General features: G+C 59.3%; 13 protein-coding genes. All 13 read left to right on the forward strand.

Annotation, left to right across the window (positions count from 1 at the left end):
- The first annotated feature begins 1 nt into the window (after position 1).
- The gene (gene yidC / locus ACK1U9_RS06870; protein ID WP_135001797.1) at positions 2 to 1,684 is read left to right on the forward strand and encodes a membrane protein insertase YidC; all 1,683 of its coding nucleotides are present in this window, start codon (positions 2 to 4) and stop codon (positions 1,682 to 1,684) included.
- 88 nt (positions 1,685 to 1,772) lie between these two features.
- Entirely contained in the window at positions 1,773 to 3,143 is a 1,371-nt protein-coding gene (mnmE, locus tag ACK1U9_RS06875; protein WP_338459930.1) for a tRNA uridine-5-carboxymethylaminomethyl(34) synthesis GTPase MnmE, read from the forward strand.
- A 570-nt stretch (positions 3,144 to 3,713) separates the two neighbouring features.
- On the forward strand, positions 3,714 to 5,606 hold the full coding sequence (mnmG, locus tag ACK1U9_RS06880) for a tRNA uridine-5-carboxymethylaminomethyl(34) synthesis enzyme MnmG (RefSeq protein WP_046615329.1): 1,893 nt from the start codon (positions 3,714 to 3,716) through the stop codon (positions 5,604 to 5,606).
- The gene (gene rsmG / locus ACK1U9_RS06885; RefSeq protein ID WP_449109781.1) at positions 5,603 to 6,253 is read left to right on the forward strand and encodes a 16S rRNA (guanine(527)-N(7))-methyltransferase RsmG; all 651 of its coding nucleotides are present in this window, start codon (positions 5,603 to 5,605) and stop codon (positions 6,251 to 6,253) included. Before mnmG ends, rsmG begins: the two co-directional genes overlap by 4 nt.
- A gap of 18 nt (positions 6,254 to 6,271) precedes the next feature.
- The gene (locus ACK1U9_RS06890; RefSeq protein WP_012274913.1) at positions 6,272 to 7,063 is read left to right on the forward strand and encodes a ParA family protein; all 792 of its coding nucleotides are present in this window, start codon (positions 6,272 to 6,274) and stop codon (positions 7,061 to 7,063) included.
- 9 nt (positions 7,064 to 7,072) lie between these two features.
- Positions 7,073 to 7,945 (forward strand): ParB/RepB/Spo0J family partition protein, encoded by an 873-nt coding sequence (locus ACK1U9_RS06895; protein ID WP_085601067.1) that lies wholly within the window; start codon positions 7,073 to 7,075, stop codon positions 7,943 to 7,945.
- Between the two features lie 149 nt (positions 7,946 to 8,094).
- Entirely contained in the window at positions 8,095 to 8,502 is a 408-nt protein-coding gene (locus tag ACK1U9_RS06900) for a F0F1 ATP synthase subunit I (protein WP_008092225.1), read from the forward strand.
- Positions 8,503 to 8,518: 16 nt separating this feature from the next.
- Positions 8,519 to 9,388 carry a F0F1 ATP synthase subunit A gene (atpB, locus tag ACK1U9_RS06905; protein WP_023383137.1) on the forward strand — a complete coding sequence of 290 codons (870 nt, stop codon included), beginning with the start codon at positions 8,519 to 8,521 and terminating at the stop codon, positions 9,386 to 9,388.
- Between the two features lie 144 nt (positions 9,389 to 9,532).
- Positions 9,533 to 9,790 carry a F0F1 ATP synthase subunit C gene (gene atpE / locus ACK1U9_RS06910; protein WP_003097235.1) on the forward strand — a complete coding sequence of 86 codons (258 nt, stop codon included), beginning with the start codon at positions 9,533 to 9,535 and terminating at the stop codon, positions 9,788 to 9,790.
- 57 nt (positions 9,791 to 9,847) lie between these two features.
- Complete coding sequence (locus ACK1U9_RS06915) at positions 9,848 to 10,318, forward strand: F0F1 ATP synthase subunit B (RefSeq protein ID WP_023383136.1); 471 nt, start codon at positions 9,848 to 9,850, stop codon at positions 10,316 to 10,318.
- A gap of 12 nt (positions 10,319 to 10,330) precedes the next feature.
- Positions 10,331 to 10,867, forward strand: coding sequence for a F0F1 ATP synthase subunit delta (locus ACK1U9_RS06920; protein WP_043214190.1), 537 nt, complete (start codon positions 10,331 to 10,333; stop codon positions 10,865 to 10,867).
- A 21-nt stretch (positions 10,868 to 10,888) separates the two neighbouring features.
- Entirely contained in the window at positions 10,889 to 12,433 is a 1,545-nt protein-coding gene (gene atpA / locus ACK1U9_RS06925; RefSeq protein ID WP_046615332.1) for a F0F1 ATP synthase subunit alpha, read from the forward strand.
- A gap of 48 nt (positions 12,434 to 12,481) precedes the next feature.
- Entirely contained in the window at positions 12,482 to 13,342 is an 861-nt protein-coding gene (gene atpG / locus ACK1U9_RS06930) for a F0F1 ATP synthase subunit gamma (RefSeq protein ID WP_023383133.1), read from the forward strand.
- Positions 13,343 to 13,362 lie beyond the last annotated feature (20 nt).

The raw sequence follows: 13,362 nt of genomic DNA on the forward strand, positions 1-13,362 counted from the left end.
CATGGATATTAAACGCACGATCCTGATCGTCGCCCTGGCAATCGTGTCCTACGTCATGGTCCTCAAGTGGAACCAGGACTACGGCCAGGCTGCCCTGCCGACTCAGAATACTGCTGCCAGCACCGTTGCCCCGGGTTTGCCGGATGGCGTACCGGCCGGTAATGCCGGCGCCAGCGCCGATGTGCCAAGCGCCAACGCCGAAACCAGCGCAGCCGAACTGGCACCGGTTGCGGTCAGCAAGGACCTGATCCGGGTCAAGACCGATGTCCTGGAGCTGGCTATCGATCCGGTTGGCGGTGACATCGTCCAGCTGAACCTGCCGCAATACCCACGTCGCCAGGATCACCCGGACATTCCGTTCCAGCTGTTCGACAACGGTGGCGAGCGTGTCTACCTGGCACAAAGCGGCCTGACCGGCGTAAACGGTCCGGATGCCCGTCCTGCCGGTCGCCCTCTATACGCTACCGACAAGAAGGGTTACCAGCTGACCGATGGCCAGGAACAACTGGTGGTCGACCTGAAGTTCAGCGACAACGGCGTCAACTACATCAAGCGCTTCACCTTTAAGCGCGGCGAATATGACCTGACCGTCAGCTACCTGATCGACAACCAGAGCGGCCAGGCTTGGAGCGGCAACATGTTTGCCCAGCTCAAGCGTGACGCCAGCTCCGATCCGTCTTCGAGCACCGCCACCGGTACCGCCACCTACCTGGGCGCTGCCCTGTGGACTGCTTCTGAGCCTTACAAAAAGGTCTCGATGAAGGACATCGACAAAGGTAGTTTGAAAGAAAATGTGTCCGGCGGCTGGGTTGCCTGGCTGCAGCACTACTTCGTGACCGCCTGGATTCCGGCCAAGTCGGACAACAACGTTGTCCAGACCCGCAAGGACAGCCAGGGCAACTACATCATCGGCTACACCGGCCCGGCCATCAGCGTGCCTGCTGGCGGCAAGGTCGAAACCAGCGCCATGCTGTACGCCGGCCCGAAAATCCAGTCCAAGCTGAAAGAGTTGTCCCCAGGCCTGGAACTGACCGTCGACTATGGCTTCCTGTGGTTCATCGCCCAGCCGATCTTCTGGCTGCTGCAACATATCCACAGCCTGCTGGGTAACTGGGGCTGGTCGATCATCGTGCTGACCATGCTGATCAAAGGCCTGTTCTTCCCGCTGTCGGCTGCCAGCTACCGTTCGATGGCGCGCATGCGTGCCGTTGCGCCGAAGCTCGCTGCACTGAAGGAACGCTTCGGTGACGATCGCCAGAAGATGTCCCAGGCGATGATGGAGCTGTACAAGAAGGAGAAGATCAACCCGCTGGGCGGCTGCCTGCCGATCCTGGTGCAGATGCCAGTGTTCCTGGCCCTGTACTGGGTACTGCTGGAAAGCGTGGAAATGCGCCAGGCTCCATGGATGCTGTGGATTACCGACCTGTCGATCAAGGATCCGTTCTTCATCCTGCCGATCATCATGGGCGCCACCATGTTCATCCAGCAGCGCCTGAACCCGACGCCGCCGGATCCAATGCAGGCCAAGGTGATGAAAATGATGCCGATCATCTTCACCTTCTTCTTCCTGTGGTTCCCGGCTGGTCTGGTGCTGTACTGGGTTGTGAACAACTGCCTGTCGATCGCACAGCAGTGGTACATCACCCGCAGCATCGAAGCAGCCAGCAAAAAAGCTGCTGCTTGACAGGCTACTGCGCTAGCCTGTGAATAAAAAACGCCCCCTAGTGGGGCGTTTTTGCTATCTGTCGTTTTTGTCGTAGAGGCTTTCGAGCATGAACACTGTGCGTGAAACCATCGCCGCCATCGCCACCGCCCAAGGCCGCGGCGGTGTGGGTATTGTCAGGTTGTCCGGCCCTCTGGCTGCCAAGGCCGGCCAGTTGATCACCGGCCGTACGCTTACCCCGCGCCACGCCCATTACGGCCCGTTCCGCGACGAGGAAGGCCTGGTGCTGGACGAAGGGATCGCGCTGTTCTTCCCCGGGCCGAATTCGTTCACCGGCGAGGACGTGCTGGAACTGCAGGGCCACGGTGGCCCGGTGGTGCTGGATATGCTGCTGCAGCGCTGTGTACAGGTTGGTTGCCGGCTGGCTCGCCCGGGTGAGTTCAGCGAACGTGCATTCCTCAATGACAAGCTCGACCTGGCCCAGGCCGAAGCCATTGCCGACCTGATCGAAGCCAGTTCCAGCCAGGCTGCGCGCAACGCACTGCGTTCGCTGCAGGGCGAGTTCTCCAAGCGTGTGCACAGCCTGACCGAAGCACTGATAGCCCTGCGCATCTACGTCGAGGCGGCGATCGACTTCCCCGAGGAAGAAATCGACTTCCTCGCTGATGGCCATGTACTTTCGATGCTCGATAACGTTCGCGGCGAGTTGTCCACAGTGCAGCGGGAAGCCGGGCAGGGCGCTTTGCTGCGTGACGGCATGACCGTGGTCATCGCCGGTCGGCCGAATGCTGGCAAGTCGAGCCTGCTGAACCAGCTGGCTGGGCGGGAAGCGGCCATCGTCACCGATATTGCCGGCACCACGCGGGACATCCTGCGCGAACATATCCACATCGACGGCATGCCGCTGCACGTGGTCGATACTGCCGGTTTGCGCGACACCGATGACCATGTGGAAAAGATTGGCGTGGAACGTGCGCTGAAGGCCATTGGCGAGGCAGACCGGGTGTTGTTGGTGGTGGATTCCACCGCGCCCGAGGCCAGCGACCCGTTCGCCCTGTGGCCAGAATTTCTCGACCAGCGGCCAGACCCGGCCAAGGTGACGCTGATTCGGAACAAGGCCGATCTTAGTGGTGAGCAGGTAGCGCTGGAACAGTGCGATGACGGCCATGTAACGATCACCCTCAGTGCCAAAGGGGACGCTGCAGGGCTGCAGTTGTTGCGTAACCACCTGAAAGCCTGCATGGGTTATGAACAGACGGCCGAGAGTGGTTTCAGCGCTCGCCGGCGCCATCTGGATGCCCTGCGCCAGGCCAGTGAGCACCTGGAACATGGCCGTGCACAACTGACCTTGGCTGGCGCGGGTGAGCTGTTGGCGGAAGACCTGCGCCAGGCGCAGCAGGCCCTGGGGGAGATTACCGGGGCATTCAGCTCTGACGACCTGCTGGGGCGGATTTTCTCCAGCTTCTGCATCGGTAAGTAATTCACAGCCAGGCAAAACCAAGAGCCGCTCCTTCGTGAGCGGCTTTTTTTTACCTCAAATTTCGCAGCTTCTACGGAAATCGCGCCGCACCTGAAGGCTGTGCAGAACCCTGTGGGAGCGGGTTCACCCGCGAAGAGGCCGGTGCAGGTTCACATTTTTTTCATTCACCTACCCCAATCTTCTCTCAGGAGCCCTGTGGAAAACTCGCCTTCAGCTCCGTTGATAAGCAGGATTTTTTTCTGAGGACAAACCCGCCTGTGGGTAACAAGCCATTTAATCCACAGGCTAAATCGTCTTATCCAGAGCCCTCATGGTACTCCAGCCACAGGGTTTAATTTTGCTCTACACAGCATGGGTAAAGGCCTGCATGAGCTTATCCACAGAAAAGCTTGTGCATAAGAATAAACATAAAAACAAAGCTTTTTTAAATTTCTCCTTTTTGATTTCTGTTGGCTGCCACTCATCCACAGACTGGTCAAAATTTGCTCAGACGGTTTCTTTAAAGGGTGTGAAGTCCCTATACTTGTCCGCTTACCTTCTCTATTCGCAAAAACAGGCACGAGGTGCGTGGTGGATTTCCCTTCCCGTTTTGAAGTGATCGTCATCGGCGGCGGCCATGCCGGTACCGAGGCTGCGCTTGCGTCTGCACGCATGGGTGTGAAAACCCTGCTGCTGACCCATAACGTGGAAACCCTCGGTCACATGAGCTGCAACCCCGCCATTGGCGGTATTGGCAAAAGCCATCTGGTCAAAGAGATCGATGCCCTCGGCGGCGCCATGGCGCTGGCCACCGACAAGAGCGGCATCCAGTTCCGCGTTTTGAACAACCGCAAGGGCCCGGCCGTACGCGCCACCCGTGCACAGGCCGACCGCGCTATCTACAAGGCAGTGGTGCGTGAAATCCTGGAAAACCAGCCGAACCTGTGGATATTCCAGCAGTCCTGCGACGACCTGATCGTCGAGCAGGACCAGGTCAAAGGCGTGGTGACCCAGATGGGCCTGCGTTTCTTCGCCGAATCGGTGGTACTGACCACCGGTACCTTCCTCGGTGGCCTTATCCACATTGGTCTGCAAAACCATTCCGGCGGTCGCGCCGGCGATCCACCTTCGATCGCCCTGGCCCACCGCATGCGTGAATTGCCGTTGCGCGTCGGCCGCCTGAAAACCGGTACTCCGCCGCGTATCGACGGCCGTTCGGTGGACTTCTCGGTGATGACCGAGCAGCCAGGCGATACGCCGATTCCTGTGATGTCCTTCATGGGCAATGCCCAGATGCACCCGCGCCAGGTGAGCTGCTGGATTACCCACACAAATGCGCGCACCCACGAGATCATCGCCTCGAACCTCGACCGTTCGCCGATGTACTCGGGTGTGATCGAAGGTGTCGGCCCGCGCTACTGCCCGTCGATCGAGGACAAGATCCACCGCTTCGCCGACAAGGAAAGCCACCAGGTGTTCATCGAGCCGGAAGGCCTGACCACCCATGAGCTGTACCCCAACGGTATTTCCACTTCGCTACCGTTCGACGTGCAGCTGGAGTTGGTACGGTCGATCCGCGGCATGGAGAACGCCCACATCGTTCGCCCGGGCTATGCCATCGAATACGACTACTTCGACCCGCGTGACCTCAAGTACAGCCTCGAGACCAAAGTCATCGGCGGCCTGTTCTTCGCCGGCCAGATCAACGGCACCACCGGTTACGAAGAAGCCGGCGCTCAGGGTTTGCTGGCCGGGACCAACGCAGCCCTGCGGGCGCTGGGCCGAGACAGCTGGTGCCCGCGCCGCGACGAGGCGTACATCGGCGTACTGGTCGACGACCTGATTACCCTGGGTACCCAGGAGCCGTACCGCATGTTCACTTCGCGTGCCGAGTACCGCCTGATCCTGCGCGAAGACAACGCCGATCTGCGCCTGACCGAAAAGGGCCGCGAGCTCGGCCTGATCGACGACCAGCGTTGGTCTGCCTATTGCGCCAAGCGCGACGGCATCGAACGCGAGGAGCAGCGCCTGAAGTCGACCTGGGTACGCCCGAACACCGAGCAAGGTCAGGCCATTGTGGATAAGTTCGGTACCCCGCTCAGCCACGAGTACAGCCTGCTGAACCTGCTTGCCCGCCCGGAAATCGACTACGCCGGGCTGATCGAGGCAACCGGTGGCGAAGCGATCGATCCACAGGTCGCCGAGCAGGTCGAGATCCGCACCAAGTACGCCGGTTACATCGACCGCCAGCAGGATGAAATCGCACGTCTGCGCGCCAGTGAAGACACTCGCCTGCCTGTGGATATCGATTACTCGACGATTTCCGGCCTGTCCAAGGAAATCCAGGGCAAACTGGGCCAGACCCGTCCGGAAACCCTGGGCCAGGCTTCGCGCATCCCGGGCGTGACCCCGGCAGCGATTTCCTTGTTGCTGATTCACTTGAAAAAACGCGGCGCTGGCCGCGAATTGGAGCAAAGCGCTTGAGTTCCCTGGTCACCCCGCAACACGCTGAAGAGTTGTCCACAGGTGCGCGCCAGCTCGGTGTCGAGCTGAACGCCGAGCATCATGAAAAGCTGCTCGGCTACCTGGCCCTGTTGATCAAATGGAACAAAGCCTACAACCTCACCGCCGTGCGCGACCCCGACGAGATGGTGTCGCGTCACCTGCTCGACAGCCTCAGTGTCATGCCGTTTATCCACAGCGAGCGTGACAACTGGCTGGATGTCGGAAGTGGCGGTGGCATGCCCGGTATCCCGTTGGCTATCCTGCATCCTCACAAGCGCGTGACGGTGCTGGACGCCAATGGCAAGAAGACCCGTTTCCTGACCCAGGTGAAAATGGAACTCAAGCTGGACAACCTCACGGTTATCCACAGCCGGGTCGAATCCTTCCAGCCTACACAACCGTTCAGCGGAATCATCTCCCGCGCCTTCAGCAGCATGGAGAACTTCACCAACTGGACCCGCCACCTTGGCGACACCGGGACGCAATGGCTTGCAATGAAGGGGCTGCATCCTGCCGATGAACTGGTAGCATTGCCCGCAGACTTCACAGTGGAAAGCGAGCAGGCCCTGACCGTTCCAGGTTGCCAGGGCCAGCGCCATCTGCTGATACTGCGCCGCAAGGCATGACTGGGAACACACGCAACAATGGCTAAGGTATTCGCAATCGCGAACCAGAAAGGTGGTGTGGGCAAGACAACCACCTGTATCAATCTCGCTGCTTCGCTGGCCGCGACCAAGCGTCGTGTGCTGCTGATCGACCTCGATCCGCAGGGCAACGCCACCATGGGCAGCGGTGTGGACAAGCACGAGCTCGAGCACTCGGTCTACGACCTGTTGATCGGGGAATGCGACCTGGCTCAGGCCATGCATTACTCCGAGCACGGGGGTTTCCAGTTGCTGCCAGCCAACCGTGACCTGACCGCCGCCGAAGTGGTGCTGCTGGAAATGCAGGTCAAGGAGAGCCGCCTGCGCAACGCCCTGGCGCCGATCCGCGAGAACTACGACTACATCCTCATCGACTGCCCTCCGTCTTTGTCGATGCTCACGCTCAATGCCCTGGTCGCCTCCGATGGGGTGATCATCCCGATGCAGTGTGAGTACTACGCACTAGAAGGTCTCAGCGACCTTGTGGATAACATCAAACGCATCGCCGCCCGGCTTAACCCGGAGCTGAAGATCGAGGGCCTGCTGCGGACCATGTACGATCCGCGCCTGAGCCTGAACAACGACGTATCGGCGCAGTTGAAGGAGCACTTTGGTCCGCAGCTGTACGACACGGTCATTCCGCGCAACATTCGCCTGGCCGAGGCCCCGAGCTTCGGCATGCCGGCCCTGGCCTACGACAAGCAATCGCGAGGCGCGCTGGCTTATCTGGCCCTGGCCGGGGAACTGGTACGCCGTCAACGCCGTCAATCCCGCACTGCACAAACAACTTAAGGAATCCGTATGGCCGTCAAGAAACGGGGTCTCGGACGTGGGTTGGATGCACTGCTCAGTGGTCCTTCCGTCAGCGCGCTCGAAGAGCAGGCTGTGAAGATCGACCAGAAAGAACTGCAACACCTGCCGGTCGATGTGATCCAGCGTGGCAAGTACCAGCCGCGCCGGGACATGGACCCGGAGGCGCTGGAAGAGCTCGCGCACTCGATTCGCAACCATGGCGTGATGCAACCGATCGTGGTGCGCCCGATCGACGGCAACCGCTACGAGATCATCGCCGGTGAGCGCCGCTGGCGCGCCACCCAGCAGGCTGGCCTGGACAAGATCCCGGCGATGGTCCGCGAAGTGCCCGACGAAGCCGCCATAGCCATGGCGCTGATCGAGAACATCCAGCGCGAAGACCTCAACCCGCTGGAAGAGGCGCTGGCCTTGCAGCGCCTGCAGCAAGAGTTCGAGCTCACCCAGCAACAGGTGGCCGATGCCGTCGGCAAGTCGCGGGTGACCGTGGCGAACCTGCTGCGCCTGATCACCCTGCCCGATGCGATCAAGACCATGCTCGCCCATGGTGACCTGGAGATGGGCCATGCCCGTGCACTGCTCGGGCTGGAAGAACACCGTCAGGAAGAGGGGGCGCGTCATGTTGTCGCACGTGGCCTCACCGTGCGCCAAACCGAGGCACTGGTTCGTCAATGGCTCAGCGACAAACCTGATCCGGTCGAACCGAGCAAACCTGATCCGGATATCGCACGCCTTGAACAGCGGCTCGCAGAGCGCCTGGGCTCGGCCGTGCAGATCCGCCATGGCAACAAGGGCAAAGGCCAATTGGTTATTCGCTACAACTCGCTTGACGAGTTGCAAGGCGTGCTTGCTCACATCCGCTGAAACAATTCCCGTTGTAGCGCGCAGTCGGAAATCACTACCGAATAGTTGAATAGGGGTTAATCCACCCCTATACTCTGCGCGCATTTTGTCGGCACAAATTATGCCAAGTCATAACTGACTTGCTGGTCGACTTCCGAGGAGCAGTTGTGATGGAAATCCGCACGCCAAACCGCCTGCCTTTCCATCGCTGGGCGGTTTTCCCGGTACTGCTGGCTCAATTCGTCGTACTGCTGCTGGCAACGTTGGTGTTGTGGCAGTGGAAAGGGGCGGTCAGTGGATATTCAGGCCTTTGCGGAGGTTTGATTGCCTGGCTACCCAATGTGTATTTCGCTTGGAAGGCTTTTCGCTTCAGCGGGGCCCGGGCGGCACAAGCCATCGTCAAGTCGTTCTACGCTGGCGAGGCAGGCAAGATGATTTTGACGGCAGTGCTTTTTGCACTGACCTTCGCAGGAGTGAAGCCACTGGCGCCGTTAGCAGTATTCGGCGTCTTCGTGTTGACCCTTTTGGTCAGCTGGTTCGCGCCCCTGCTGATGAATAAAAGACTTTCGAGACCTTAGGGCGTTTGAGGCAACCATGGCAGCAGAAACCGCTTCGGGCTATATCCAGCACCACTTGCAGAACCTGACCTACGGTCAACTACCAGACGGCAGCTGGGGCTTCGCCCATTCGGCTGCAGAAGCCAAGGCAATGGGCTTCTGGGCGTTCCACCTGGACACCCTGGGTTGGTCCGTCGCGCTGGGTCTGATCTTCCTGTTCATCTTCCGCATGGCGGCCAAGAAGGCGACTTCGGGCCAACCTGGCGGCCTGCAGAACTTCGTTGAAGTGCTGGTAGACTTCGTCAACGGCAGCGTGAAGGACTCCTTCCACGGCCGTAGCCCGGTAATCGCTCCGCTGGCGCTGACCATTTTCGTCTGGGTGTTCCTGATGAACGCCATCGACCTGGTACCGGTCGACTGGATTCCTCAGCTGGCCATCCTGATCTCCGGTGATCCGCACATTCCGTTCCGCGCGGTGTCTACCACCGACCCGAACGCGACCCTGGCCATGGCCTTCTGTGTGTTCGCGCTGATCATCTTCTACAGCATCAAGGTCAAGGGCCTGGGCGGCTTCATCGGCGAGCTGACCCTGCACCCGTTCGGCAGCAAGAACATCTTCGTTCAGATCCTGCTGATCCCGGTCAACTTCCTGCTGGAATTCGTCACCCTGATCGCCAAGCCGATCTCGCTGGCACTGCGTCTGTTCGGCAACATGTACGCCGGCGAGCTGGTGTTCATCCTGATCGCCGTGATGTTCGGCGCCGGTATCCTCTGGCTCAGCGGCCTGGGTGTGGTGCTGCAGTGGGCGTGGGCTGTGTTCCACATCCTGATCATCACCCTGCAAGCCTTCATCTTCATGATGCTTACCATCGTCTACCTGTCGATGGCTCACGAAGATAACCATTAAGACCGCCTGGCGTGTCTGATAGCCTTCCCCGCTCGTTTGGGGGGAGGGCTTAAAAAGTCCGCAAGGGCATGCTGTACCAAACGATTTGTTTTACCGCTTCAAACTAAAAACCTAACCAATACGACGTAAAAGTCGGGAGGAAAGATGGAAACTGTAGTTGGTCTGACCGCTATCGCTGTTGCTCTGCTGATCGGCCTGGGTGCTCTGGGTACCGCCATTGGTTTCGGCCTGCTGGGCGGCAAGTTCCTGGAAGGCGCTGCTCGTCAGCCTGAGATGGTTCCGATGCTGCAGGTCAAAATGTTCATCGTTGCCGGTCTGCTCGACGCCGTAACCATGATCGGTGTTGGTATCGCTCTGTTCTTCACCTTCGCGAACCCCTTCGTTGGTCAGATCGCCGGCTAATCACTCGTTTCTACGAGTTGATTGGTGTGATGGACAAAGACCGAGCGAGGTGTTGGCGTGAACATTAATGCAACCCTGATTGGCCAATCCGTTGCTTTTCTGATTTTTGTACTCTTCTGCATGAAGTATGTATGGCCTCCGGTCATCACTGCCCTGCAAGAGCGCCAAAAGAAGATTGCCGACGGCTTGGACGCTGCCAACCGCGCAGCTCGCGACCTGGAGCTGGCCCAAGAGAAAGCGGGTCAGCAACTGCGTGAAGCGAAGGCACAGGCAGCCGAAATCATTGAGCAAAGCAAGAAACGCGCTGCTCAGCTTGTCGAGGAAGCCCGTGAACAGGCTCGCGTCGAAGCTGACCGTGTGAAGGCTCAGGCTCAAGCCGAGATCGAACAGGAACTGAACAGCGTCAAAGACGCCCTGCGTGCCCAAGTGGGTGCCCTGGCTGTTGGCGGTGCTGAAAAGATCCTTGGCGCCACAATCGATCAAAACGCGCATGCGGAGCTGGTTAACAAACTGGCCGCTGAAATTTAAGCGAGGGCGATCATGGCAGAACTGACCACGTTGGCCCGACCTTACGCTAAGGCTGCCTTTGAGCATGCCCAGGCCCATCAGCAACTGGCCAATTGGTCAGCCATGCTCGGCCTGGCTGCTGCGGTGTCGGAAGACGACACCATGCAGCGCCTGCTCAAGGCCCCGCGACTGACAAGCGCAGAAAAGGCCGCCGCATTCATTGAAGTGTGCGGTGACAAGTTCGATGCACAGGCACAGAATTTCATTCATGTTGCCGCGGAAAACGACCGTCTCCTGCTTCTGCCGGAGATTGCCGCCCTGTTCGACCTGTACAAGGCCGAGCAAGAGAAATCCGTGGACGTGGAAGTCACCAGTGCTTTTGCGTTGAACCAAGAACAGCAAGACAAACTCGCCAAGGTTCTCAGTGCACGGCTCAGCCGGGAAGTGCGCCTGCACGCGTCGGAGGATGCCAGCCTGATCGGCGGCGTCGTCATCCGCGCCGGCGACCTGGTAATCGATGGCTCGGTTCGCGGCAAGATCGCGAAACTGGCCGAAGCATTGAAATCTTGAGTTTGAAGGGGCAGCAGAGCAATGCAGCAACTCAATCCTTCCGAAATTAGTGAAATCATCAAGGGTCGCATCGAGAAGCTCGATGTCGGCTCCCAAGCCCGTAACGAAGGTACCGTCGTAAGCGTTTCCGACGGTATCGTACGGATCCACGGTCTGGCCGACGCTATGTACGGCGAAATGATCGAGTTCCCGGGCGGCGTATACGGTATGGCACTGAACCTGGAGCAAGACTCCGTAGGTGCGGTGGTACTGGGTGCGTACACCTCCCTCGCCGAGGGCATGAGCGCCAAGTGCACCGGTCGCATCCTGGAAGTTCCGGTCGGCAAAGGCCTGCTGGGCCGCGTCGTCGACGCTCTGGGTAACCCGATCGATGGCAAAGGTCCTCTGGCCACCACCGAAACCGACGCGGTCGAAAAGGTCGCTCCGGGTGTTATCTGGCGTAAATCGGTAGACCAGCCTGTACAGACTGGCTACAAGTCGGTTGACGCCATGATCCCGGTTGGCCGTGGCCAGCGCGAGCTGATCATCGGTGACCGTCAGATCGGTAAGACCGCCATGGCGGTCGACGCGATCATCAACCAGAAAAACAGCGGTATCTTCTGCGTATACGTGGCCGTAGGCCAGAAGCAGTCGACCATCGCCAACGTTGTGCGCAAGCTGGAAGAAGCCGGCGCCCTGGCCAACACCATCGTTGTTGCTGCCAGCGCCTCGGAATCGGCCGCGCTGCAGTTCCTGGCTCCTTATGCCGGCTGCACCATGGGCGAGTACTTCCGTGACCGCGGCGAAGACGCCCTGATCGTTTACGATGACCTGTCCAAGCAGGCCGTTGCCTACCGTCAGATCTCCCTGCTGCTGCGTCGTCCACCAGGACGCGAAGCGTACCCAGGTGACGTGTTCTATCTCCACTCCCGTCTGCTGGAGCGTGCATCGCGCGTTTCGGAAGAGTACGTCGAGAAGTTCACCAACGGCGCAGTCACTGGCAAGACCGGTTCCCTGACCGCCCTGCCGATCATCGAAACCCAGGCTGGCGACGTTTCCGCGTTCGTTCCGACCAACGTGATTTCCATCACCGACGGTCAGATCTTCCTGGAATCGGCCATGTTCAACTCGGGCATCCGCCCTGCAGTGAACGCCGGTGTTTCGGTATCCCGCGTAGGTGGTGCCGCTCAGACCAAGATCATCAAGAAGCTGTCCGGTGGTATCCGTACCGCTCTGGCTCAGTACCGTGAACTGGCTGCATTCGCCCAGTTCGCTTCCGATCTGGACGAAGCGACCCGCAAGCAGTTGGAGCATGGTCAGCGCGTTACCGAGCTGATGAAGCAGAAGCAGTACGCGCCAATGTCCATCGCGGACATGGCTCTGTCGCTGTACGCCGCTGAGCGTGGTTTCCTGACCGACGTAGAAGTCAACAAGGTCGGTAGCTTCGAGCAAGCTCTGATCGCCTACTTCAACCGTGATCACGCCGAACTGATGGCGAAGATCAACGTGAAGGGTGACTTCAACGACGAAATCGACGCTGGCATGAAAGCCGGTATCGAGAAGTTCAAGGCCACCCAGACCTGGTAAGCCGCAGCGGGGGCTGCGGCCCCCGCTTGCTAACCTGATAGGTGATACATGGCAGGCGCAAAAGAGATTCGCAGTAAGATTGCGAGCATCAAAAGCACGCAAAAAATTACCAGCGCCATGGAGAAAGTGGCGGTCAGCAAGATGCGCAAGGCACAACTGCGCATGGCTGCTAGCCGCCCTTACGCGGAGCGTATCCGCCAGGTGATCGGTCATCTGGCCAACGCCAACCCGGAATACCGCCACCCGTTCATGATCGAGCGCCCTGTAAAGCGCGCCGGTTATATCGTGGTGAGCAGTGACCGTGGTCTGTGCGGTGGCTTGAACACCAACCTGTTCAAGGCCCTGGTCAAGGACATGAACGAAAACCGCGAACAGGGCGTGGAAATCGACCTGTGCGTGATCGGCAGCAAGGGTGCGACTTTCTTCCGCATCTTTGGCGGCAACGTCGTAGCCGCGATCAGCCACCTGGGCGAAGAGCCATCGATCAACGATCTGATCGGCTCCGTCAAAGTGATGCTGGACGCCTACCTGGACGGCCGCATCGATCGCCTCTCGGTGGTTTCGAACAAGTTCATCAACACCATGACCCAAAAACCGACGGTCGAGCAATTGGTACCGTTGGTGGCAACCCCGGATCAGGATCTCAAGCATCACTGGGACTACCTGTACGAACCCGACGCAAAAGAGCTGCTGGACGGCTTGATGGTGCGTTACGTGGAGTCGCAGGTGTACCAGGCGGTGGTCGAGAACAACGCTGCTGAACAAGCGGCCCGGATGATCGCCATGAAGAACGCCACAGACAACGCCGGTGATTTGATCAGCGAACTCCAGCTGATCTACAACAAGGCGCGTCAGGCTGCGATCACCCAGGAGATCTCGGAAATCGTCGGCGGCGCTGCCGCGGTTTAACGGTTCAAAAATTCAGAGGA

Source organism: Pseudomonas sp. XP1 (assembly GCF_053557675.1).